Source organism: Thermococcus sp. LS1 (genome assembly GCF_012027395.1).
Lineage (GTDB): Archaea > Methanobacteriota_B > Thermococci > Thermococcales > Thermococcaceae > Thermococcus.
Window position 1 is genome coordinate 331,146 of sequence record NZ_SNUJ01000002.1, and the last position, 20,272, is coordinate 351,417.

Here is a 20,272-nt window from a genome sequence, read left to right on the forward strand (position 1 = left end):
ATCTCAGACGAGTTTCTTCTCCCTCAAAACTTTCTCCATCCTATCCATAGCTTCCTCAAGCTGTTCATAGGCAGTCGCGTAGCTTATCCTTATGTAGCCCTCTCCGGCCTTTCCAAAAGCACTTCCCGGAACAAGGGCGACTTTGGCCTCGAGGAGCATCAGCTCGCTGAACTCTTTGCTCGTGAGTCCGGTGTCCCTTATGCGCGGGAATATGTAGAAGGCTCCCTTCGGTTTGACCGTCGGCAGGCCCATCTCGTTGAGACGCTTCCAGACAAGGTTTCTTCTCCTCTCGTACTCCTTTCTCATCTCCTCAACGGCTTTCCAGCTCCTCTCGTCTCTCAAGGCCTTTGCAGCGGCGTACTGGGCGAAGGTCACTGGACAGGTGGCGTTGTACATCTGGAAGCGGGTCATCTTTTCGATTATCCACTCCGGCGCGGCGATGAAGCCGAGACGCCAGCCGGTCATGGCAAAGGTTTTGGAGAAGCCGTTTATCGTTATCGTCCTCTCGAACATGCCGTCGAGAGCCGCTATGCTGTAGTTTTTGACATCGTCGTAAACGAAGTGCTCGTAAACCTCGTCGCTGAAGACGATAAGGTCGTGCTCCACCGCGAAGTCGGCAATTTCCTCCACGTCCTTCTTGGTGAGAACTGCCCCGGTCGGGTTGTTCGGGCTGTTTATGATAAGCGCTCTCGTCTTCTCGGTAACGTATTTCTCGAGGTCATCAACGCTCAGCCTGAACTCGTTCTCCTCGTAGGTAGGAACTTCGACCGGCTTCCCTCCCGCGAGAAGAACTGCAGGAGCGTAGCTGACGAACATTGGACTCGGAATCAGAACTTCCTCATTATTCCTGAGGAACGCGGCAAGCCCCAGAATGAACGCCTGGTTGGCTCCGACGGTTATCATTACCTGGCTCTTTGGGTCAACTTCGATGCCGTTCTGCTCCTTGAGCTTCCACGCGACGGCCTCACGGAGCATCATGATTCCAGCGTTGGGGCTATAATGCGTCATTCCCTTGTCCAGGGCCTCTTTCGCATACTCCTTTATGTGCTCGGGAGTGTCAAAGTCAGGTTCACCGATTCCAAGTGAGATAAGACCCTCAACACCCTGAGCGAGATCAAAAAGTTTTCTGATCTCAGAAGGGTTAACGAGTTCTAACCTGTCGCTCAGCGCCATGAACATCACCGAAAGTTCTTCGGCCCAATGTTTATAACTTTACCTCAGCGAAAAGATGGACATCGAAGTGCTGAGGAGTTCACTGATGAACGACAAATCCCTCGAGAATCAGCACGTCCAGCCCAGCCTTTCTGAAGCTCTCTAGCGCGTCCTTCGGCGAGCAGACTATTGGTTCACCGTGCATGTTGAAGCTGGTGTTTAAGACCGCCCCAAGACCCGTTCTCCTCTCAAAGGCTTTTATGATGTCGTAGTAAACTGGGTTGAGCTCCCTCACAACGCTCTGCGGCCTCGTCGTCCCATCCACATGAACAACCGCTGGAGCTTCCCTTCTAAACTCCTCGCTCGCAGTGTAGCTCATCGTCATAAACCTGTTGGGCTCACCGTTGAGATCCGCCAGATACTCTCTCGCTCTCTCCTCGAGCATCGAAGGAGCAAACGGCTGGAAGACGTCGCGCTTTAGGGCCACGTTGAGTCTCTCCTTAACTCCCTCGTCCCTTGGGTCGGCTAAAATAGAGCGGTTGCCCAAGGCCCTCGGTCCGAACTCCATCCTCCCCTGGAAAAAGGCGACGATTTTTCCATCAATCAGGGAATCGGTGACGAAGCCCGGGACGTCGTCTATTTCCTCGAACTCGGCACCCTCACCCCTCAGGAACCCCTCTACCTCTTCCTTCGAGTAGTCTGGCCCAAGGTAGACGTGTTCAAGCTTGAATGGTTTCCATTTGCCGTCAAGTCTCTCAAGCTGTGCCTTGACGAAGATTGCCGCTCCAAAAGCCAGTCCTCCGTCGTCCATCGCCGGGAACACCCACAAGCTTGGGAAGAGCTTTCTCAAAATGGCATTGGCCTTGACGTTCTGGGCAACTCCGCCGGCGTAGGCGAGCGGAAGGCCATAGTCCTTCAGCGTGAGGCCTAGCTCGTCAATGAGCTTTTCGAGGTGTGCCTGAGCGCTGGCCGCTATCTCTATTGCCCTTCTTTGGAGTTCCCCGTCGAGCTTCCCGCGCTTCATCTGATTCGCTATTTCCTTCGCCCTGCTCAAGGGATAGCTGAAGAGTTCGGCCAGCTTCCTCGTAGCTTCAACGCCTATGAGCTTGAGGTGGTTGTCGAAGGTTAAACCGTTCAGCTCTATGATGCTGCTCAGATCATAGGTCGGCTTTCCGTATGCTGCCAGGCTCATCACCTTGCCCTCGTGGCGCATTGGCTTAAAGCCAAGGAGCTCTGTAACAGATGCGTAGAAGTCGCCGAGGGAATCTAGATAGGTGCTCTGGGCGATTTTAATCATCTCTCCATCTCTCGCGATGTAGATTGATGAGCTCAACCCATCTCCAGCGGCGTCTATGCTCAGGGCTATAGCATCCTTCCAGCCGCTCGTGTAGTAGGCACTCGCGGAGTGGGCGAGGTGGTGCTCGACGAAGAGGACCTTTCGCTTGAAATCCAGCCCGAAAATGACGCGCAGGTTGTTCTCAAGCTCTAAGAGTCGCTTCTGCTTCCGGAAGATGCCAGCAACGGCTATGATTTCAACTTCCTCGGGCGAAACACCCGCCATCTCTAGGACTTTCCTCACGCTGAGAGTTGGAAATCCTCGGTACTTCTTAACCCTGTTCAGCCTCTCTTCGTTAACCGCGAAGATCCTCTCGCCGTCTATCAGCACAGCTCCCGCATCGTGGCCGTCGTGAATTCCCAAAATCATGGTCGTGCATTCGATGTTCGTTTTTTAAACATTAGGGGAGGGAAGAATTTAAAAGCCCTGCCGAATGAATACATTTGAAGGAGGTGGAACCATGAAGAGGGCCGTTGCACTCCTTGCGGTTTTGATGGTGGCACTTGTCCCATTCGCGGGAACCGCCGGTGCCACCACTTGGAGCTATGAGAACTTCATCAAGCAGTCCATCGCCTGGTACTACCTCTACCAGAGCGATGAGGAGAAGTTCAACGAGCTCTACAACCTCAGCGTCCAGGCCAACGTCAGCAACGAGACACTCCAGCTTGCGATGGAGCTCTACACCAACGCCACCGCTGAGTTCGAGAAGGCGCTGATGTACGGCATTCCAGACGAGGGAAGGAGCCTGCGCTGGGTTGTCTTCAGCGTCCACATCAGGAAGGCCTACCTCTACATCGAGCAGGCCATCGAGCTCCTTGAAGCCGTCATCGAGAACGAGAGCGCCTGATTTTATCATATTTCCTTTTCTCAGCTGTTTTCTACCTGTGCTTCAAAAGCGAAGTTTAGGAGAATAGAAAGGAAAGCTCAGTATGTTCTGGCAAACCTGGCAATGAACTTGGCTTCTCTTCCGCAGACGGGGCACTTCTTACCCTCGATGCCTTCCTTGGCCTTCTCCTCAGGATAGGGCGTTCCGAGCATCTTGGCGTCAAGCTCTTCCTCCATCTTCAGGCCGCACTCCTCCTCGCCACACCAGGGAATCTCGACTATTCCGCGCCTGTCATCAAAGACAGCCTTGGCCTCCTCGATGGTGTCAACGCGCTTGATGTGGGTCCTGAGGAACTCCTCAGCCCTCTTGTAGAGGTTCTCGTGGATTTCGTCAAGGGTCCTCCTGACAGCCTCGACTATTCCATCTCTCTCAACGGTCTCCTTCGTGAGCGTGTCACGTCTCGCCAGAACTGCTTTCCTTCCTTCGACGTCTCTCGGGCCGACCTCTATTCTAAGCGGTACGCCCTTGAGCTCCCAGTCGTAGAACTTCCTGCCAGGCCTTATGTCGCGCTCGTCTACATGCACCCTCAAGCCGGCCGTTCTAAGTTCCTCGGCAATCTCGCGAGCGTAGGCGAATACATCTGCCTCGGCGTCTTTCTTTGGAATCGGTACTATGACTACCTGGATCGGCGCTATCGTCGGTGGCAGAACCATTCCCCTGTCGTCGCCGTGGATTGCTATAACAGCTGCGAGAAGCCTCTCGCTCATTCCGAATGTTGTCTGGTGGACGTATTCGTGGTCACCGGTTTCGGTCTCATAGAGTATCTCGTAGGCCTTTGCGAAGTTCTGCCTGTAGTTGTGCATCGTTCCTATCTGGAGCGTCCTGCCGTCGGGCATCATTACTTCGGCACCGAGGGAATAGTAAGCTCCCGGGAACTTGTCCCAGTCGGGCCTCTTGGAGACGATGTAAGGAATCGCAAGGAACTTGGCGAGGTTGTCGAATATCTCAAGATCCTCCTTTATCTGCCTCTCGGCATCCTCAAAGCTGTCGTGAGCCGTGTGGGCCTCGAAGAACCTGCTGATTTCCCTGACACGTATGAGCGGCCTCGTGTGCTTGGTCTCGTAGCGGTAAGTGTTAACTATCTGATAGACCTTGAAAGGAAGGTCGGCATGTGAGCGAATCCAGAGAGCGAACATTGAGTACATTGCAGTCTCGCTCGTCGGCCTGAGGATAAGCTTGATGTCGAGGGGATCGTGACCTGCGTGGGTGACCCAGAAGACCTCACCTTCAAAGCCCGCTATGTGTTCTGCTTCCTTCTGGAACTCGGTTTCAGGGATGAGTGCCGGGAAGAGAACCTCATCGTGGCCGGTTCTTTCCATCTCGGCATGTATGAACTTCTCAATGTTGCGCATTATTTTAAGCCCGTACGGGAGCCAGATGTTCATTCCCTTGACCGGGTAGCGCTTGTCCTGTATCCCGGCAGTTTCAATCAGCTCGTTGTACCACTCGCTGAACTCCTCGCTCCACTTCTTGCGCTCAACCTTCATCGACACCACCTAAAGTGAGAGGCCGAAAAAACTTTTTAAGCTTTCCCGGGGGGCGGCGGACATTCTGACGAACCTCGGGCAAAAACCTTAATAGTCCGTTTCGATAACCATCTTAAGGTGATATCATGAGGCCCAAGGTCGCGGTTCTTTTCAAGATGAAGAGCAAGCCTTTAGAGGAACTCAAAAAGCACGCAGACGTTGAGCTGCTCCTATATCCAAGTGTTGAGGAGCTCAAGGAGAAGATTGGGGAATTCGACGGGATAATTGTTTCCCCCTTAAACCCAATCCCGCGTGAAGTCATCGAGAGGGCCGAAAGGCTCAAAGTTATAAGCTGCCATTCCGCCGGCTACGACCACGTCGACGTGAAGGCCGCCACCGAGAGGGGAATATACGTCACAAAGGTTAGCGGTGTTCTAAGCGAGGCAGTCGCCGAGTTCGCCGTCGGGCTTATGATAGCCCTCCTCAGGAAGATAGCCTACACCGACAGGTTCATACGCGCTGGAAAGTGGGAGTCTCACACAGTAATATGGAGTGGCTTCAAGGACATTGAGACCGTTTACGGCAAAACCGTCGGGATACTCGGCATGGGGGCGATAGGGAAGGCCATAGCGAGGCGAGTCAAGGCGCTCGGCACGGAAGTGGTGTACTGGTCGCGCTCGAGGAAGAAAGACATTGAAGAAGAGGTTAACGCGAAGTACCTCCCGCTCGAGGAGGTTCTCAAAAGCGCTGACATCGTTGTTTTGGCCCTCCCTGCAACGCCGGAAACCTACCACATCATCAACGAGGAACGCCTAAAGCTCATGGAAGGGAAATACCTCGTCAACATCGGCCGCGGAAGCCTCGTGGATGAGGAGGCCCTCGTAAAGGCACTGAAAGATGGAAAGCTGAAGGGCTACGCCACGGACGTCTTCGAGAGGGAGCCCGTTACCGAGCACGAGCTCTTCGGCATGGAGTGGGAGACTGTTCTAACGCCGCACCACGCTGGTCTGAGCAGGGAAGCAATGGAGGACATGGGCTTTCGGGCTGTGGAGAACCTTCTCACCGTTCTCCGGGGTGAGGTTCTAGGAGACCTAGTTAATCGGGAGGTTCTAAAGGTCAGGCCGATTGAGGAGGTAAAGATGCTCTGAGGTGATGGAAATGCTCGTTGAAGAGCTGAGGGAAATAACCGCCATACCCGGTATTTCCGGCTACGAGGAGAATGTTAGGGAGAAGCTCATGGAATGGCTTGAGCCCTACGCGGACTGCACTGTGGACACTATCGGAAACCTCATCGTAGAGCTGGGCGAGGGTGATCTCAAGGCCATCTTTATGGCCCACATGGACGAGATTGGGCTTCTGATTACGGGCATAACCCCCGATGGAAAGCTCCGCTTCAGGAAAATCGGTGGAATAGACGACCGCCTCCTCTACGGCAGGCACGTGGATGTAATCACCGAGAGCGGGAAGCTCGACGGCGTTATAGGAGCCTTGCCAGTCCACCTGAACCTTGAGAGGAAGTTCGATACGGTCCCATGGAACAGGCTCACCATTGACATCGGAGCGGAGAGCAAGGAGGAAGCCCTCGACATGGGAGTCAAGGTTCTGGACTATGCGGTCTTCAAGAAGCACTTCGCGGTGCTCAGCAACCGCTACGTCTCGACCCGCTCCTTGGACGACCGCTTCGGTGTGGTTGCCCTTGTCGAGGCTATTAAGGACCTCGTCGATCACGATCTGAACGGCCGCTTCATCTTTGCCTTCACCGTCCAGGAGGAGATAGGCCTCAAGGGAGCCAAGTTCCTCGCGGAGCACTACTCTCCAAAGTACGCATTCGCCATCGATTCCTTTGCCTGCTGCTCCGAGCTGACCGGAGATGTGAAGCTCGGTGGCGGGGCGCTCATAAGGGCCGTAGACAACTCAGCAATTTACACTCGCAGGCTCGCTAGGAAGGTCTGGGAAATAGCGGAGAAGAACGATATACCTATTCAGATAGGTGTAACGGGTGGAGGAACAGACGCTTCTGTCTTCCAGAGCAAGAGCGAGGTTTTGGCCCTGAGCGTGCCCATAAAGTACCTCCACAGCGAGGTCGAGACGCTCCACTTGGAAGACCTTGAGGCATTGATAAAGCTCATAGAGGCGATAGCTTTCGAGCTGTGATAGACGCTGAGAAAACGGAGGTGATCAATTGCTCAAATATCTTGGCTATTTCGCGGTTGGTGTGTTCATTGGGATCCTCGCGGCCCTCTTCGGCCTCGGTGGGGGCTTTCTGATAGTGCCAACGCTTAACCTGCTTGGGGTTGAGATACACCACGCAGTGGGAACGTCCTCCGCTGCGGTTGTTTTTACCTCACTGAGCTCTGCCATCGCATACTCGAGGCAGAAGAGGATACACTACAAGATTGGCCTCCTGCTCGCTAGTACTGCAGTGATTGGAGCATACATTGGGGCCTGGATGACGAGCTTCATAAGCGCTGGAACGCTTAAGGTCATATTCGGTGCGACGCTCATCATAGTCGCAATCAGGATTTATCGCAAGAAAACGGCGGAGCCAACGGAGGTAAGGCTTGAAGACGTGAAGGTTGACTATAGACTCGTTCCGTTTGGAGGTTTCTTCGCCGGAATAGCAAGCGGCCTGCTCGGCGTTGGCGGAGGGATAATCAACGTGCCCTTCCTGACGTGGCTCGGTCTCCCTATACACTACGCGGTGGCCACTTCCAGCTTCGCCATAGTCTTCACCGCCATGGCTGGTACCATAAAGCACTACACCCTCGGAAACGTTGAGCTTCACTGGCTCGTTCTCCTCATTCCGGGCTTGATAGTCGGCGCCCAGCTCGGGGCAAGGATTGCCAAGAGAACCAAAGCAAAGAACCTGAAGAACGCCTTTGCGGTCGTCATGGCTCTGCTTGCCCTGAGGATGATTCTGAAGGGGCTGGGTTATCCTGTGCCGTGAGGTCTCTCTGCCTTTCTTACCTTTACGTAGGCAACGCCGAGGAAAACAGCCAAAGCCACCGTAAGGAGCCACGCCACCAGCAACGGCCTGTCGTAGGGGTAGTAGAGCTCCCCTGTGAGGGCGTAGGGCAGGGAAAGCGGGAGGAGCATTATCGATAACGTAAATCCGAGGACTCCCCCGATTACGAAAAGCACTATGTTTCCACTGCCGTAACCCATCTTCCCTCCGAGAGTAAGCTCCGCACGGTAGCCGATTATGGCAGTTGAAACCACCAGAATCGCCGCCAGAAGAAGGTTCGGGGAACTCAGCTTTCCATTTCTCCACTCGTGCACACCGTAGGCGAGCACCAGCAACAATCCACCTGCCACGGAGCTGAGCCAGACCGAAAGGTCTTTATAAAACCCGTAGGGAGCGTCCCAGTTGGCGAAGGCGATAGAGCCGGGATGGGTGAGGGCGAAGACAAGAACCACTAAAAGCCAGAACTTAAGTTCTGAGCTCCTCATAGAACCACCGGAGGATTTTTAACGCTCCCCCTAAAAAGAGTTTTTATGCTGAATTACCTCCTAGACTTCATCCTCGGCCTTGGCATTGGCCTCATAGCCGGTCTTTTTGGGGTTGGAGGGGGATTTCTCATAGTTCCCGCCCTCACGATACTCGGCCTCCCGATACACGTGGCCATAGGCACGAGTTTGACGTGCATAGTCCTCAGCTCCCTTTCCGCGGTAGCTACCCACGTAAGAAGAGGGACGGTACTCTACAGGGTTGTCCTGATTAAAGAAGCCTTTTCAATTCCTGCCGCATTAATTGGGGCATATATATCGTCTTTACTTCCCGAAAGAACCCTTAAATTTGTTTTTGCCTTGCTTCTTGTCTATCTGTCATTTAGAATGTGGCGGGGCAGGGGCACCTTCGAGTTTGAAGAGAAAGAGATTGAAACATCAAAGATCTCCGTCGTGGGGGTTGCCTCGGGACTAACGTCCGGTCTCCTGGGCATCAGCGGGGGAATTCTGAACGTCCCTCTGTTCCATGCCTACGTCGGAATCCCCATGAGATATGCCGTTGGAACTTCGAGTCTGGCGCTCTTCTTTACCGCCCTTGCCGGTTCTCTCGGTCACTACCGCCTCGGTCAGGTTGACGTTCATACCGCACTCCTACTTGCCCCAGGTCTGCTTGTGGGGGCCAGAATCGGTGCCCTTTTGGTTCACAGACTTCACCCCTGCCACCTCAAGAGGGCCTTTTCCGCCCTTCTCATTATCGTGGCACTGAAGATGCTCCTCTAAGGCTCACGTTTATTAGCCCGTTGACGAACTATTAACGGTGGCAAAAATGGATGAACTTTTCGAGGCTGTTAAGTCTGAGTACGGGGTTGAGATAAAGGATGAGAGTGATATGACCAATGCGTGGAAGCTCATCGAGGCACTCGAGGAAAGGGGATGGGTAGTCTACATAATCACTGCTAAAGACAGAAAGCAAGTCGATGCGTGGCATCCGAACTACGGAAGCTTATATGCTCAGTTTGGGGATATTCCAACGTTTGGAAGCATAATTGAGGAAATTTGTGCCGCTGCTCTGCATATAAGGGAGCTTGAGAAGAATGGAACGGTGTGAAACGTACTTTTCACAGGATTCCTCAAATAGGTTGAGCCAGTAGGTATGAACGGTGATGCCGATGGTAGGCACAAAGTGGGGGGCACTTGCCCTCGTCCTGTTGCTGCTTGGAAGCGTCGTTCCACTGAGCATGGCCGAAGACAACGCCACTGCAAGCGATGCAACCCTTCTGGACAACAGCACCAGGGAGATGGTGATAGCGGAGCAGCTCATTAACCAGCTGCAGAGGCTGAGTAAGTTTGCTGAGGATAAGATAGAACCTATTAAGGACAAGCTGCCCGAGAATTCCAGCATATTGGCCAACTATGAAACCGCAGAGGAATATAAGGACAGAGCTATCAGTGAATACGAGGCTGGCGATTACTACAACTCAATCCTGGACAGCCTGACGGCGATGCACTACTACAAGCTCGCCCTCTCGAGACTTCAGGAAGCGGCAGATAGGGTTCAGGATCTCAGGGAGCGCATCAGGATCGAGACGGAGAGGATGATGGAGTACTTCCAGATGGTCGAGAAGACCATCAGGTTCGCCCAGAACCAGGGGATCGACGTGAGCAATCTAACTCAGCTTTACAACGAGACCAAAGAGGCATACAAGCTCGTCCTCGATGATCTGAAGGCCGGAGACATAGAGAAGGCCAAGGCTGACTATGAAGCCGCCAAGGAGAAGAAGGCCCTACTTGACGAAGAGCTGAGGAAGGTTCGCGAGAAGCTCGCCTATGCCAACGCAGATAAGATAGTCCAGGAGTTCCTCATCAAGGGCGAGAAAGGAATAGAAATAGCCCAGCAGGCAATCGAGAAGGCCCGGGAGAACGGCTATAACGTCACCGAGCTCCAGGAGAGACTCGATGCCTTCGTCGCGGTGTACAATGAGGTGAAGACCCTTGCCGACGAGGGCAAGTGGGAGGAGGCCCTCAAAGTAATGGATGAAAACAGAGAAACCATCAGGGAATTCCAAAAAGCCATTGAGTTCATTAGGATGAAGGTCTACGAAAGGGAGCTCGAGGAGAAGCTCAAGGACGTGAGAGCATTCCTCATGGAGATGAAGAACAGGATTGAGAAGGATGCCAAGGCGCTGGCCGAGCTCAAGAGGGAGGGCGTGGACACCATCCCCGCGGAGATTCAGCTGAAGGTCGCGGTGCAGGAGCTCAGGATCGGCGTTGAACTCCTTAAGGACAGGAAGCCGCTCCAGGCCAAGGCTCATTTCGCAATAGCCCTGGACATGCTCCACAGGGTCGACGAGTTCATCCTTGCCCATGCATGACCTTTCCCTTTTTTCATTTGATTTGGAGGGATGCTTAAATGGAGAGGAAGTCGCTCGTGATATTCATGATAACGGCTCTCATTCTCGTTCCGGTGGTTAGTGGAGAGTATACCGTCTCGTCTCTGGTTCTGACCGTCTACGAGGACGGCTACGTTAAGGTTGAATACGAGCTCCTCCCCGCTGATTACGCCTCTCAAATTGAGGTTTCCCTCCTCGGAGAGCATTATGAGAACCTCTTTGTAGAGGATGAGAACGGGAACCCCCTGAACTTCCGGCTAGATAACGGTAGCCTTTTGATTTACTCAGAGGATGCCCAGGTCGTCAGGGTCTCCTATTATACCCCCGACTTAACATCCAAGGAGGGCATTGTCTGGACACTCAAGGTTTCGTCTGAGAGTCCTTTCACCGTGGTTCTCCCAGAGAACTCCATAGTGGTTGACCTGAGTGACATTCCTCTTGAAATAGCAGGCGACTCCATAACTATGCCTTCCGGAAATCAGAGCGTCTCCTACACAATCCAGTATACGGGAACTTCTGAGAGGAACTCGTCGAACTACCTCCTCATTGCTCTCCTCGTTGGTGCTGCCACGGTTGGGAGTATAGTCGCATATCTCATCAAAGGGAGAGGCAGCGGGAGGGTGGAAAGACCCAAGCTCACGCGCGAGGAGTTTGAGAGGAGGCTTGAGGGACTCGAGCTAAACGATGAGGAAAAGAGGGCCCTGCTCTATATCTTTGACAAAGGCGGCAGAGCGAGTCAGGCGGAGGTACGGGAGGCCATTGGACTTCCCAAAACTACTGCCTGGAGGATGTTCAAGCGCCTGGAGCGGAAAGGGCTGGTGAAGGTTATAAAGGGCAGAAAGGAAAACTGGGTGGAGCTGAGGTTTTAACCAGAACATGAGTTTCTCTAGCCTTAAAAGTTTATTTCTGGCCTTTCAATTTCTAATTTCCCCTATGGAAACGTGGGGAAACGTTCTGAAACACGAAAATTCCAGCGGGTTCCTAATATATTAGTCGTGCCTAATCATTATCAAGGTGAGAGCCATGAAGATGAGTATGAAAACATTGTTGGTGCTCTTTATAGGGGCACTGATACCCCTTAGCACTGCAGCGTGGGCTGCCAGTGTAAACGCTACTGAGACCACCAACGTTACTGCACCAGCCAACGGAACCCTGTTAGTAAATGCTACCAACATGACCAACGTCACGAACACCACCAATACTAGCCTCCAGACAGCGGCGTATAACCTCCTGATTATAGTGGATAACGTCGCGAACTACACTGCCAATATGATAGCCGATCTCAACGTGAGTAACGTTACCTTGCCAAACTGGACATTGGAGGCATATTACCAAGCGGAGACAATGAGGAAAGAGGCGTGGGATCTTTACTATGCAGGAAATTATGAAGGGAGTATAAACGCATCGATGTCTGCACTAGAACTCTACAAGGAGGCAGTTGAAGAACTAATGGACTACTACACAGATCACCAGGAACACCAGATAGAGGAGCAATATGAGTACTATGAACTCATTATGGAGGCTAAGGAAGAACTCAACAGGGCAGCTGAATACTTCCCGTATGTTGAGAAGGTAATTAAGGAGGCTCAGGCTGAAGGCCTCAACGTTACCGCTGTTGTAGAGCTCTACAACCAGACAAAAGAGGCTTATCTAGTGGTTGCCCAGGACATCGCCAACACCGACGGCAACATAACGAAGCTTGAGAACGACCTTGATTATGCAGAAGAGCTCATGGACAAGCTCGAAGACGCCGTTGAGGAGCTGACCGAGCAGATAGTGGACGCCAAGGCAGAGGAGATAAGCTATGCCTTCATGGAAAAGCTCCAGGAACAGATGAAGCTCATGCAGGAGTTAATGGCCATGCTCCAGAACTCTACTATCATCAACGCAACTTATCTAGCGGAAGACTTTGCGGAGTTGCAGATGATGTACGAACAGTTTACCCAGCTCGTTGAGAGTGGTCAGTACGAGGAAGCGCTTGATATGCTCCACGACATCAACGAAGAGCTCAAGGACATAGTCGACGAAACCAAGGAGATTGAGAAAGAGATGCACGAAGAAAAGGAGTACGATGATGAGTATGAGGACGATGAGAGCCACGACGACCAGAATGAGGACTACAAGGCGGATGACCAAAGTGGAGACTACGAAGAACATGATGACCACGAAAGCGACGATGGCCAGTATAATGACTCGGACGAGGGAAGTAGTAGCGACGACTACGAGGATGAGGACTACAGTGATGAGGAGGACGAGTGAACGTCCCTTTTTTACTCATATTTTTTAAGGTGATTCTCTCAACTTCTTGGGGGTGTTGGGATGAAAACAAAGGCAGCGGTGGTACTCGCAATTGCAGTCATGCTCTTGCCCCTTGTCGCGGGGCAGTACACCATCACGTCCATCAGCATTACCGTATATGCCGATGGATACGTTAAGGTAGTTGAGGTTATCCAGCCGGAGAACTATACTGTAAGCGTTGCTATTCCCCTTCTTGCGGCCAACGTTGAGGGCCTAGTCGTTATTGATGAAAAGGGCAGTCCTTTGCCCTATGAAATAAATGGCTCCAAGCTCATCGTGTATTTTGAAAACGCCACTGGCATTAAGATAACCTACTACACCCCCGACCTGACCGTCAAGAACAGGGCCATATGGAGCGTCCGTGTTAGCTCAAATATACCTGTCAAAATAACTTTTCCCGAAAATGCTGTCATTGTTGACCTGAGCGACATCCCCCTCGAGATAAACGGCAACTCAATCGTCATGCCTGCGGGCAATCAGACGGTTTCCTATGTTCTGGAATACCTGCCAGCTGGGACAGAGACGGCCCAGACACAGACTACCCAGTCCATCTCGGGAACATCTGCCTCTGAAAGTTTCGTTAACTCCACCGCACCCTCAACCACTGGCTCGTCAACTGAAACCCCCTCGGGTGGCTCCACCAGCTGGGCGACGATTGGAATACTCGCTCTCCTTGCCCTCGCCATAGGCGGCTTCATCTACCTGAAGGGGGGTAGGGAAGAGAGCGGATCGGCACCAAGCATCAGCAGGGAGGACTTTGAAAAGAGGCTCACGGAATACGACTTGACAAAGGATGAAGAAAAAGCACTGCTTTATCTTTTCGACAGAGGCGGAAAGGCAAGGCAGTCCGAGGTCAGGGAGACGCTCGGAATCCCGAAGACAACTGCCTGGAGAATGTTTCAGAGGCTCGAAAAGCAGGGCCTCGTGAGGGTCTACAAGAAGAAGAGGGAAAACTGGGTGGAGCTCAGGCTTTGAGCTCCCTCACCTTATTCTTGCCCCAAGCTTTACCTCCTTGTCTGGCATGAGGAGGGCAACGTTCTCACCGTCGTCCGCTGCCAGCAGCATTCCCTGGCTCTCTATTCCCCTGAGCTTCTTGGGCTCGAGGTTGGCTATGATGACGACGTAGCGGTTGAGGAGGTCGTCCTTGCTGTAGTACTTCTTGAGTCCAGCGACGAGCTGCCTGACCTCGTCACCGAGGTCGACCTTTACCACGTAGAGCTTGTCCGCGTTCGGATGGTCCTGCACATCAACAATCTTTCCAACCCTCAAGTCGAGCTTCATGAAGTCCTCGAACTTGACGTACTCCATTTTCCCACCCTCCTTTTTCTTCTCCTTTTTGGCCTTCTTCTCAAGCCTTTCGCCGTATATGCTCTTAAGGATTGCCGTGGCTTCATCTTTACGCTTCTCACCGAACCTCTCGAGGGCAACCTTAACGACGTCGTCTGCCCTGTGGTACTTGTCAAGGAGCAGCCTTGCGCTCTCAGGGTTGCCCCTGGCTATGTAGTTCACGATGAAGAATATTATGTCCTCGTCAGTGACCTTCCTGAAGAGAATCTCGGCCCTCCTAACCCTGTGGCCAGCGGGAATTTCGGTGAACTCCCAGCGCTTGGTCTCCTCGAGATTGAGCAGGTGCCATATCTTCTCACTGGCATCCGGCAGGAACGGCTCGAGGAGCACTCCAAGGGCCTTGACGATCTGGAGCGAGACATTAACAGTTGTTGCTGTCCTCTCGCGGTCTTCCTTGGCTGTTTTCCACGGCTTCTGGTAGTCGAAGTAGCGGTTGCCGAAGATTGCCAGCTCCATTACACGCCTGAGAGCGTCTTTGAAGCGGTAGGTGCTTATCAGCTCGCCCGTCTCTTTCAGAGCTTTCTCAATCTCCTCAAAGGCCTGCCTGTCCAGATCATCAAGCTCGCCCCTTTCGGGGACGACGCCGTCGAAGTAGCGGTTCACGAAGGTTAGAGCCCTGTGCACGAAGTTTCCAAGGTTGTTCACCAGCTCCTCGTTAATCTTTGTCTTGAAGTCGGCGAAGCTGAAGTCGCTGTCCCTCGTCTCGGGCATTATGGCGGTGAGGTAATAGCGGAGGTAGTCAGCCGGGAAGGCGTCGAGGAACTCGTGCACCCAGATGGCCCAGTTCCTGCTCGTTGAGAACTTCTTGCCTTCCAGGTTGAGGTACTCGTTGGCGGGGATGTCGTACGGAAGGAGCCACTCGGCCTCGGTCTCTCCGTCCTGGTACTTGCCGTAGGCCATCAGGAAAGCCGGCCAGAATATCGCGTGGAAGGGTATGTTGTCCTTGCCAATGAAGTGGATGACCTTTGTTTGTCCGTCAAGGTTGAGCCAGAACTTCTTCCACTCGTTCTCTCTGCCTTCCCTCCTGAGGTGCTCGATGGTTATGCTGATGTACCCTATCGGTGCTTCAAACCAGACGTAGAGAACCTTGCCCTTGACGTCCTCATCGTCGAGCGGCACTGGAATGCCCCAGTTCAAGTCCCTTGTTATGGCCCTCTCCTCAAGGCCCTCCTCAATCCAGCCGAGGACTGTGTTCCTGACGTTCGGCTTCCAGTGCTCCTGGCTCTGCACCCACTCCTTCAGCTTTTCTGCGAAGTCCTGCATTTTTATGTAATAGTGAGCAGAGTCCTTGAAGGTTATTGGATTGCCACAGATGTTGCAGCGCGGGTTTATGAGCTCTTCCGGCGTGAGCGGGTGGCCGCAGACCTCACACTGGTCGCCCCTTTGGTTCTCGGCACCGCAATAGGGGCATGTGCCTATGACGTACCTGTCCGGGAGAAACATCTTGTCGTGCTCACAGTAAGCCTGCTTGCTCACCTTTTTAACGAGGTGGCCGTTTTCGAGGGCCTTTAGGAAGAACTCCTGGCTTATGCGGTAGTGGACTGGCAGTTCAGTTCTGCCAAAGTAGTCGAAGCTTATCTTGGCCCTTTCGAAGGTCGTTTTGATGTGCTCGTGATAGTAGTCGACTATCTCCCTCGGGCTTTTCCCCTCTTTGAGCGCTCTGAAGGTTATCGGTGTCCCGTGTTCATCGGTTCCGCTGATGAAAATCACTTCCTCTCCCTTGAGCCTCAGATAGCGGACGAATATATCCGCGGGGAGATATGCTCCAGCAAGGTGTCCAGCATGAATCGGCCCGTTGGCGTAGGGAAGAGCGGAAGTCACCATGTACCTGACCATTTTAACCACCGCCACACCGTCGTTTTAGCCCCTTATAAGACCTGCGGGTTTTAAGCATTACGGTGGGTTATTTTTAAAGGCCGAAAATATGTTGAGTTATACATAAATGGATCCCAAAGGTTTTAGGGCGTTGGCGCTAATTTGGGTTTCGGATGGTAAGAAAGTCAAGGTGAGTAAAATGAAGTCCCGCATCGTTGAGCGTTTCAAATTCGAGGCGGCCCATGCCGTTATCATAGATGGAAAGCCTGAGGAGATCCACGGCCACACTTTCTGGCTTGAGGTTGCCCTTGAGGGCCCGCTGAGGAACGGCTACGTTATGGACTTCCTTGAGCTGAGAAGAATAGTCAATGAAATTATCGAGAGGCTCGATCACAGGAACCTCAACGCCCTCTTTGAGAACCCGACGACCGAGAACGTTGCCCTCTGGATAGCGGGAGAGATTGAGAAGAGGCTTCCCGATGGCATAAGGATTCAGAGGATAGTCCTCTGGGAAGGCGAGGAAAACGGCGTGGAGTTTGAGTTTTAAGCTTTCTCCGCCCTTATTTCCTTAACGCTCTCGGCCATTGCTATGCCGTTCGAACCTTCAAAGGAAATCTTCTCCGGCAGCGAAATCTTTACCGGAACGGCCTTGCTTTTCTCCTCGGTTGGTGACCAGCTTATTAAATCCCCTTCCTCAACCTCGAGGACGTTTATCATCCCAACTGGACTCTCGATGATGTACCGGGCGGCCTTCTTAGGGACATAGACTCGCCACTTCCTGGCGGTCTTGAAATCCACCACCCGACGGGAGGAGTCAAGCCAGATAACGTCGATATCACTCAGCATGAAGAACATGTGAATCGAAGCGTTAGCCTTCGTTTCGGCTGGCAATACAAAAACAAGGGCGTAGTTGATGTCTCTAACCAGCATTAGGCCTCTAAACCGCTTGAAGAATGTGTCCGCGAGCCTTACCCTTCCGTGCCATATCTTGCCCTTGGTCTCGTTTACAAGCATAGAACCAACTCCACCCCCGGGTTGATAAGTTTTTGGGAAATGAGAGAAAAATAGACAAACTCAGAGCTCGCCTTTTTTGGCTTTCTCGCCGAGCTCAAAGCCTTTGCGGAGCGCCCTGAGGTTTATCTCCTCCGTCCCCTTTGGGACAGCGTCAAGAACGGCCTTCTCTATTGCCTTCCTGCTCACGACGTCCGTTAGAGCGACCAGCAGGCCGAGGGTGAGTATGTTCATTGTTAAGCTAAGGCCGGTGGTTTCCTCCGCTATCTCCGTTAGAGGGAGGGCATAAACCTTCAGCTTCTTCTCGAACTCCTCATCGCGGTGCGGCACGAGGTCGCTCTCGACTATTATTGTGGCTCCTTCCTTGACGGTGTGGAGGTACTTGCTGTAGGCCTCCTGGGAGAAGAAGACCGCGCAGTCCGGGTGGAGGGTCTTGGGATAGTCGATCGGCTCGTCGCTTATCACCACCTCAGCCTTGCTCGCTCCACCCCTTGACTCTGGCCCGTATGCCTGCGTCTGAACCGCGTAGAGGTTCTCATAAACGGCAGCGGCTCTGCCAAGGATAACGCTGGCGAGGATAACACCCTGGCCGCCGAAACCGCTGAAGAGGATTTCCTTCCTCATTCTTCCCACCCCATCATCCTCTTGGCCCTCTTCTTGTACTCCTCGTACTCCCTAACGAGACCCGGCCTGTCCCTGTCGGCGAACTCGCCGATGACTATCTTGCCCTCGAGCTCCTCCGGAGACATCTTCTTGGCCTTGCTTATCGGCACGGTTATCTTCTGGTACCAGCGGAGCAGTTCTGGAGACGTCTTCATCCTGTTCCTCCTTCCGAAGCTTATCGGACACGGCGAGAGGAACTCAACGAGCGTAAAGCCCTCTTTCTGGAGTGCTTTCTTGATGCTGTTGATTCCCTGGAGGTAGTTGAAGACGCTCCAGCGGGCGACGTAGTTGGCCCCGGCTGAAACGGCAAGATCTGCTATATCAAAGGGGTTCTCAAACTGACCGTAGGGAGCAGTAGTTCCGCGCAGGCCTTTGAGGGCTGTAGGAGCCACCTGGCCGCCGGTCATTCCGTAGGTGAAGTTGTTGATGAGTATCACCGTGACGTCGAGGTTTCTCCTTATAGCGTGGATGAAGTGGTTTCCTCCGATAGCTGCCGCGTCACCGTCACCCATGAAGGCGATGATCTTGAGCTTTGGATTGGCTAGCTTTATACCCGTGGCAAACGCTAAGGCTCTTCCGTGGGTCGTGTGTAGGCCATCGAAGTTGACGAATCCCGGAACGCGGGAGGAACATCCTATACCGCTGACCCATACTATCTCGTCCGGGTTGAGGCCGAGGTCGTCTATGGCTCTGAGCGTGTACTGCAGGGCCGAGCCTATTCCACAACCCGGGCAGAATATCGTCGGGAGCATGTCCTTTCTCAAGTATTTATCGCGAATCTCGTAAGCGGACTTCAGGTACATTCAGCCCACCACCTTCTCGACTATCTCCATCGGAGTGTGAACCTCGCCGCCAATCTTGCTTATCAGCTCGACCTCGGCTTTCCCGTTTGCTCCCTCCCTGACAAGGTGGTAGAGCTGTCCGAGGTTCATCTCCGGCACGTATATCTTCTTCACGCGCTCCGCCAGCTCTTCAATCATGTCGAAGTCAAAGGGCCAGATGGTGTTGAGCTTGAGCAGGCCTGCTTTGATGCCCCTCTCGCGCAGTAACTTGACCGCTCTGATGGCTGAACGGGCGACTATTCCAGTGGTGATTATTGCTATCTCCGCATCATCAAGCGCGTAGGTCTCGTAGGAGATTATGTCATGCTTGTTGTTCTCAATTTTGCCGATTATCCTCCTGATGAGCCTCTCGTGGACTTCGGCATCAACGGTCTTCGGCCTTCCGCGCTCATCGTGGGTTAAACCGGTGACGTAGGTGCGGTAGCCCCTGCCGAATATCGGCATCGGTGGAACTCCATCGCCGTGGATGTCCCCAAAGGGATACTTCGCCTCTTCCTCGTTGGCGGGGAGCTTCCTCTCTATAAGCTCTATCTCGTCCGGATTAGGTATGTACACCCTCTCGCGCATGTGGGCTATCTCGGCGTCGGTAAGGAGGACCACAGGAGTTCTGTACTTCTCAGCCAGGTTGAAGGCCCTTATCGTCATGTCGAAGGCTTCCTGAACGGTTGACGGGCTGAGAACGATTAGGCTGTGGTCGCCGTGGGTGCCCCATATTGCCTGCATTATGTCTCCCTGTGCAGCTAACGTCGGCTGACCCGTGCTCGGGCCGCCTCTCTGGACGTCGACAACGACTATCGGCGTTTCCGTCATTACAGCATAGCCAAGGTTTTCCTGCATGAGCGAGAAGCCGGGGCCGCTCGTTGCCGTCATGGCCTTGGCCCCTGCCCAGGATGCGCCGATTATAGCGGCGATACTTGCTATTTCGTCCTCCATCTGTATGCTCACTCCATCGACGAGCGGCATATAGAGCGCCATGGCCTCGAAAATCTCGCTCGCGGGAGTTATCGGGTAGCCAGCGTAAAAGCGACAGCCTGCCAAGATGGCCGCCCTTGCTATGGCTTCATCACCCTGGATGAAGTCGCTCTTACCGACAGGAAACGGGTATCTCATTTCAATCCCTCCTCATAGCCGGCATTGAATGCCTTGATGTTTATCTCCTCCGTCCCCTTTGGGACGCGCCTCCTTATGGCCTCTTCCACATTCTCCTTCTTCACAACACCGGTCTTCGCGACCAGATAGCCAAGGGCTACCATGTTAACAGTCAAAGCGAGCCCGGTGTTCTCCTCGGCCAGGCGCGTGAAGGGCGCGCCGATGTACTCTCTATCGGGCTTAACGAGATCGGTGTCGATGATGAGAAGGCCGTCTTCCTTCAGCTCATCCTTAACGGTGTCGTAGCCGAGCTGGTGAAGGGCAACCAGAACGTCAGCCTTGGTGACAATGACATCGTAAATTGGCTCCTTTGAGATGATAACGTCCGCTATGGAGTGACCGCCGCGGGAGGCCGAGCTGTAGTCCTGTGTTTGAAGAACGTTCAGACCCTCAATCGCGGCCGCCTCGCCAAGGATAACACCGGCCAGGACGACACCCTGGCCGCCTATGCCTGCGAACCTAATCTGCAT

Annotated in this window: 21 protein-coding genes; 11 read left to right on the forward strand and 10 right to left on the reverse strand. The window is 53.3% G+C overall.

What is annotated here, in order from left to right:
* Window positions 1–3: 3 nt before the first annotated feature.
* On the reverse strand, window positions 4–1,173 hold the full coding sequence (locus E3E26_RS06265) for a pyridoxal phosphate-dependent aminotransferase (protein WP_167900753.1): 1,170 nt from the start codon (window positions 1,171–1,173) through the stop codon (window positions 4–6).
* Window positions 1,174–1,252: 79 nt separating this feature from the next.
* Entirely contained in the window at window positions 1,253–2,857 is a 1,605-nt protein-coding gene (locus tag E3E26_RS06270; RefSeq protein ID WP_167900442.1) for a carbamoyltransferase, read from the reverse strand.
* A 91-nt stretch (window positions 2,858–2,948) separates the two neighbouring features.
* Between E3E26_RS06270 and E3E26_RS06275 the strand changes: the two genes are divergently transcribed.
* Window positions 2,949–3,335, forward strand: a complete 387-nt coding sequence (locus E3E26_RS06275; RefSeq protein ID WP_167900443.1) for a pyrolysin — start codon at window positions 2,949–2,951, stop codon at window positions 3,333–3,335.
* Window positions 3,336–3,412: 77 nt separating this feature from the next.
* Here the strand turns inward: E3E26_RS06275 and proS are convergent, their stop codons facing one another.
* Window positions 3,413–4,861: a proline--tRNA ligase gene (gene proS, locus E3E26_RS06280; RefSeq protein WP_167900754.1), complete on the reverse strand. Its 1,449-nt coding sequence runs from the start codon at window positions 4,859–4,861 to the stop codon at window positions 3,413–3,415.
* A gap of 125 nt (window positions 4,862–4,986) precedes the next feature.
* Between proS and E3E26_RS06285 the strand changes: the two genes are divergently transcribed.
* The 3 genes from E3E26_RS06285 to E3E26_RS06295 are packed head-to-tail and all read left to right on the forward strand — an operon-like array spanning window position 4,987 to window position 7,787.
* Window positions 4,987–5,988, forward strand: a complete 1,002-nt coding sequence (locus E3E26_RS06285) for a 2-hydroxyacid dehydrogenase (RefSeq protein WP_167900444.1) — start codon at window positions 4,987–4,989, stop codon at window positions 5,986–5,988.
* Between the two features lie 10 nt (window positions 5,989–5,998).
* On the forward strand, window positions 5,999–6,994 hold the full coding sequence (locus E3E26_RS06290) for a M42 family metallopeptidase (protein ID WP_167900755.1): 996 nt from the start codon (window positions 5,999–6,001) through the stop codon (window positions 6,992–6,994).
* A gap of 28 nt (window positions 6,995–7,022) precedes the next feature.
* On the forward strand, window positions 7,023–7,787 hold the full coding sequence (locus E3E26_RS06295) for a sulfite exporter TauE/SafE family protein (protein ID WP_167900445.1): 765 nt from the start codon (window positions 7,023–7,025) through the stop codon (window positions 7,785–7,787).
* On the opposite strand, the gene E3E26_RS06300 is transcribed toward E3E26_RS06295, so the two are convergent.
* Window positions 7,772–8,290: a hypothetical protein gene (locus E3E26_RS06300; protein WP_167900446.1), complete on the reverse strand. Its 519-nt coding sequence runs from the start codon at window positions 8,288–8,290 to the stop codon at window positions 7,772–7,774. The two genes, E3E26_RS06295 and E3E26_RS06300, sit on opposite strands and share 16 nt — an antisense overlap.
* Before the next feature lie 45 nt (window positions 8,291–8,335).
* On the opposite strand from E3E26_RS06300, the gene E3E26_RS06305 reads away from it, so the two are divergent.
* From E3E26_RS06305 to E3E26_RS06330, 6 genes are all read left to right on the forward strand, one after another.
* Window positions 8,336–9,067 (forward strand): sulfite exporter TauE/SafE family protein, encoded by a 732-nt coding sequence (locus E3E26_RS06305; protein ID WP_167900447.1) that lies wholly within the window; start codon window positions 8,336–8,338, stop codon window positions 9,065–9,067.
* A gap of 46 nt (window positions 9,068–9,113) precedes the next feature.
* On the forward strand, window positions 9,114–9,395 hold the full coding sequence (locus E3E26_RS06310; protein WP_167900756.1) for a hypothetical protein: 282 nt from the start codon (window positions 9,114–9,116) through the stop codon (window positions 9,393–9,395).
* Window positions 9,396–9,450: 55 nt separating this feature from the next.
* Window positions 9,451–10,659: a hypothetical protein gene (locus tag E3E26_RS06315; protein ID WP_370520094.1), complete on the forward strand. Its 1,209-nt coding sequence runs from the start codon at window positions 9,451–9,453 to the stop codon at window positions 10,657–10,659.
* A 38-nt stretch (window positions 10,660–10,697) separates the two neighbouring features.
* Entirely contained in the window at window positions 10,698–11,546 is an 849-nt protein-coding gene (locus tag E3E26_RS06320; protein WP_167900448.1) for a helix-turn-helix domain-containing protein, read from the forward strand.
* 160 nt (window positions 11,547–11,706) lie between these two features.
* On the forward strand, window positions 11,707–12,936 hold the full coding sequence (locus E3E26_RS06325) for a hypothetical protein (protein ID WP_240911665.1): 1,230 nt from the start codon (window positions 11,707–11,709) through the stop codon (window positions 12,934–12,936).
* 60 nt (window positions 12,937–12,996) lie between these two features.
* A complete protein-coding gene (locus E3E26_RS06330) occupies window positions 12,997–13,950 on the forward strand; it encodes a helix-turn-helix domain-containing protein (RefSeq protein ID WP_167900450.1) in 954 nt (317 codons plus the stop codon).
* 6 nt (window positions 13,951–13,956) lie between these two features.
* Here E3E26_RS06330 and metG read toward each other — a convergent pair whose 3' ends face one another.
* Complete coding sequence (gene metG / locus E3E26_RS06335) at window positions 13,957–16,158, reverse strand: methionine--tRNA ligase (protein WP_167900451.1); 2,202 nt, start codon at window positions 16,156–16,158, stop codon at window positions 13,957–13,959.
* A 178-nt stretch (window positions 16,159–16,336) separates the two neighbouring features.
* Between metG and E3E26_RS06340 the strand changes: the two genes are divergently transcribed.
* Window positions 16,337–16,684, forward strand: coding sequence for a 6-carboxytetrahydropterin synthase (locus E3E26_RS06340; protein WP_167900452.1), 348 nt, complete (start codon window positions 16,337–16,339; stop codon window positions 16,682–16,684).
* On the opposite strand, the gene E3E26_RS06345 is transcribed toward E3E26_RS06340, so the two are convergent.
* The 5 genes from E3E26_RS06345 to E3E26_RS06365 are packed head-to-tail and all read right to left on the reverse strand — an operon-like array spanning window position 16,681 to window position 20,272.
* Window positions 16,681–17,151, reverse strand: a complete 471-nt coding sequence (locus E3E26_RS06345; RefSeq protein ID WP_167900453.1) for a DUF192 domain-containing protein — start codon at window positions 17,149–17,151, stop codon at window positions 16,681–16,683. The two genes, E3E26_RS06340 and E3E26_RS06345, sit on opposite strands and share 4 nt — an antisense overlap.
* Window positions 17,152–17,211: 60 nt before the next feature.
* Complete coding sequence (locus tag E3E26_RS06350; protein ID WP_167900454.1) at window positions 17,212–17,772, reverse strand: 2-oxoacid:ferredoxin oxidoreductase subunit gamma; 561 nt, start codon at window positions 17,770–17,772, stop codon at window positions 17,212–17,214.
* Window positions 17,769–18,614, reverse strand: coding sequence for a 2-oxoacid:ferredoxin oxidoreductase subunit beta (locus E3E26_RS06355; protein ID WP_167900455.1), 846 nt, complete (start codon window positions 18,612–18,614; stop codon window positions 17,769–17,771). Before E3E26_RS06355 ends, E3E26_RS06350 begins: the two co-directional genes overlap by 4 nt.
* Window positions 18,615–19,763 (reverse strand): 2-oxoacid:acceptor oxidoreductase subunit alpha, encoded by a 1,149-nt coding sequence (locus E3E26_RS06360; protein WP_167900456.1) that lies wholly within the window; start codon window positions 19,761–19,763, stop codon window positions 18,615–18,617.
* The gene (locus E3E26_RS06365) at window positions 19,760–20,272 is read right to left on the reverse strand and encodes a 2-oxoacid:ferredoxin oxidoreductase subunit gamma (protein WP_167900457.1); all 513 of its coding nucleotides are present in this window, start codon (window positions 20,270–20,272) and stop codon (window positions 19,760–19,762) included. Before E3E26_RS06365 ends, E3E26_RS06360 begins: the two co-directional genes overlap by 4 nt.

Bases quoted from the DNA above. Each gene is read 5' to 3' on its own strand.
- E3E26_RS06265 (WP_167900753.1), bottom strand. From the start codon at position 1,173: ATGGCGCTGAGCGACAGGTTAGAACTCGTTAACCCTTCTGAGATCAGA.
- E3E26_RS06270 (WP_167900442.1), bottom strand. From the start codon at position 2,857: ATGATTTTGGGAATTCACGACGGCCACGATGCGGGAGCTGTGCTGATA.
- E3E26_RS06275 (WP_167900443.1), top strand. From the start codon at position 2,949: ATGAAGAGGGCCGTTGCACTCCTTGCGGTTTTGATGGTGGCACTTGTC.
- proS (WP_167900754.1), bottom strand. From the start codon at position 4,861: ATGAAGGTTGAGCGCAAGAAGTGGAGCGAGGAGTTCAGCGAGTGGTAC.
- E3E26_RS06285 (WP_167900444.1), top strand. From the start codon at position 4,987: ATGAGGCCCAAGGTCGCGGTTCTTTTCAAGATGAAGAGCAAGCCTTTA.
- E3E26_RS06290 (WP_167900755.1), top strand. From the start codon at position 5,999: ATGCTCGTTGAAGAGCTGAGGGAAATAACCGCCATACCCGGTATTTCC.
- E3E26_RS06300 (WP_167900446.1), bottom strand. From the start codon at position 8,290: ATGAGGAGCTCAGAACTTAAGTTCTGGCTTTTAGTGGTTCTTGTCTTC.
- E3E26_RS06305 (WP_167900447.1), top strand. From the start codon at position 8,336: ATGCTGAATTACCTCCTAGACTTCATCCTCGGCCTTGGCATTGGCCTC.
- E3E26_RS06310 (WP_167900756.1), top strand. From the start codon at position 9,114: ATGGATGAACTTTTCGAGGCTGTTAAGTCTGAGTACGGGGTTGAGATA.
- E3E26_RS06315 (WP_370520094.1), top strand. From the start codon at position 9,451: ATGCCGATGGTAGGCACAAAGTGGGGGGCACTTGCCCTCGTCCTGTTG.
- E3E26_RS06320 (WP_167900448.1), top strand. From the start codon at position 10,698: ATGGAGAGGAAGTCGCTCGTGATATTCATGATAACGGCTCTCATTCTC.
- E3E26_RS06325 (WP_240911665.1), top strand. From the start codon at position 11,707: ATGAGTATGAAAACATTGTTGGTGCTCTTTATAGGGGCACTGATACCC.
- E3E26_RS06330 (WP_167900450.1), top strand. From the start codon at position 12,997: ATGAAAACAAAGGCAGCGGTGGTACTCGCAATTGCAGTCATGCTCTTG.
- metG (WP_167900451.1), bottom strand. From the start codon at position 16,158: ATGGTCAGGTACATGGTGACTTCCGCTCTTCCCTACGCCAACGGGCCG.
- E3E26_RS06340 (WP_167900452.1), top strand. From the start codon at position 16,337: ATGAAGTCCCGCATCGTTGAGCGTTTCAAATTCGAGGCGGCCCATGCC.
- E3E26_RS06345 (WP_167900453.1), bottom strand. From the start codon at position 17,151: ATGCTTGTAAACGAGACCAAGGGCAAGATATGGCACGGAAGGGTAAGG.
- E3E26_RS06350 (WP_167900454.1), bottom strand. From the start codon at position 17,772: ATGAGGAAGGAAATCCTCTTCAGCGGTTTCGGCGGCCAGGGTGTTATC.
- E3E26_RS06355 (WP_167900455.1), bottom strand. From the start codon at position 18,614: ATGTACCTGAAGTCCGCTTACGAGATTCGCGATAAATACTTGAGAAAG.
- E3E26_RS06360 (WP_167900456.1), bottom strand. From the start codon at position 19,763: ATGAGATACCCGTTTCCTGTCGGTAAGAGCGACTTCATCCAGGGTGAT.
- E3E26_RS06365 (WP_167900457.1), bottom strand. From the start codon at position 20,272: ATGCAGATTAGGTTCGCAGGCATAGGCGGCCAGGGTGTCGTCCTGGCC.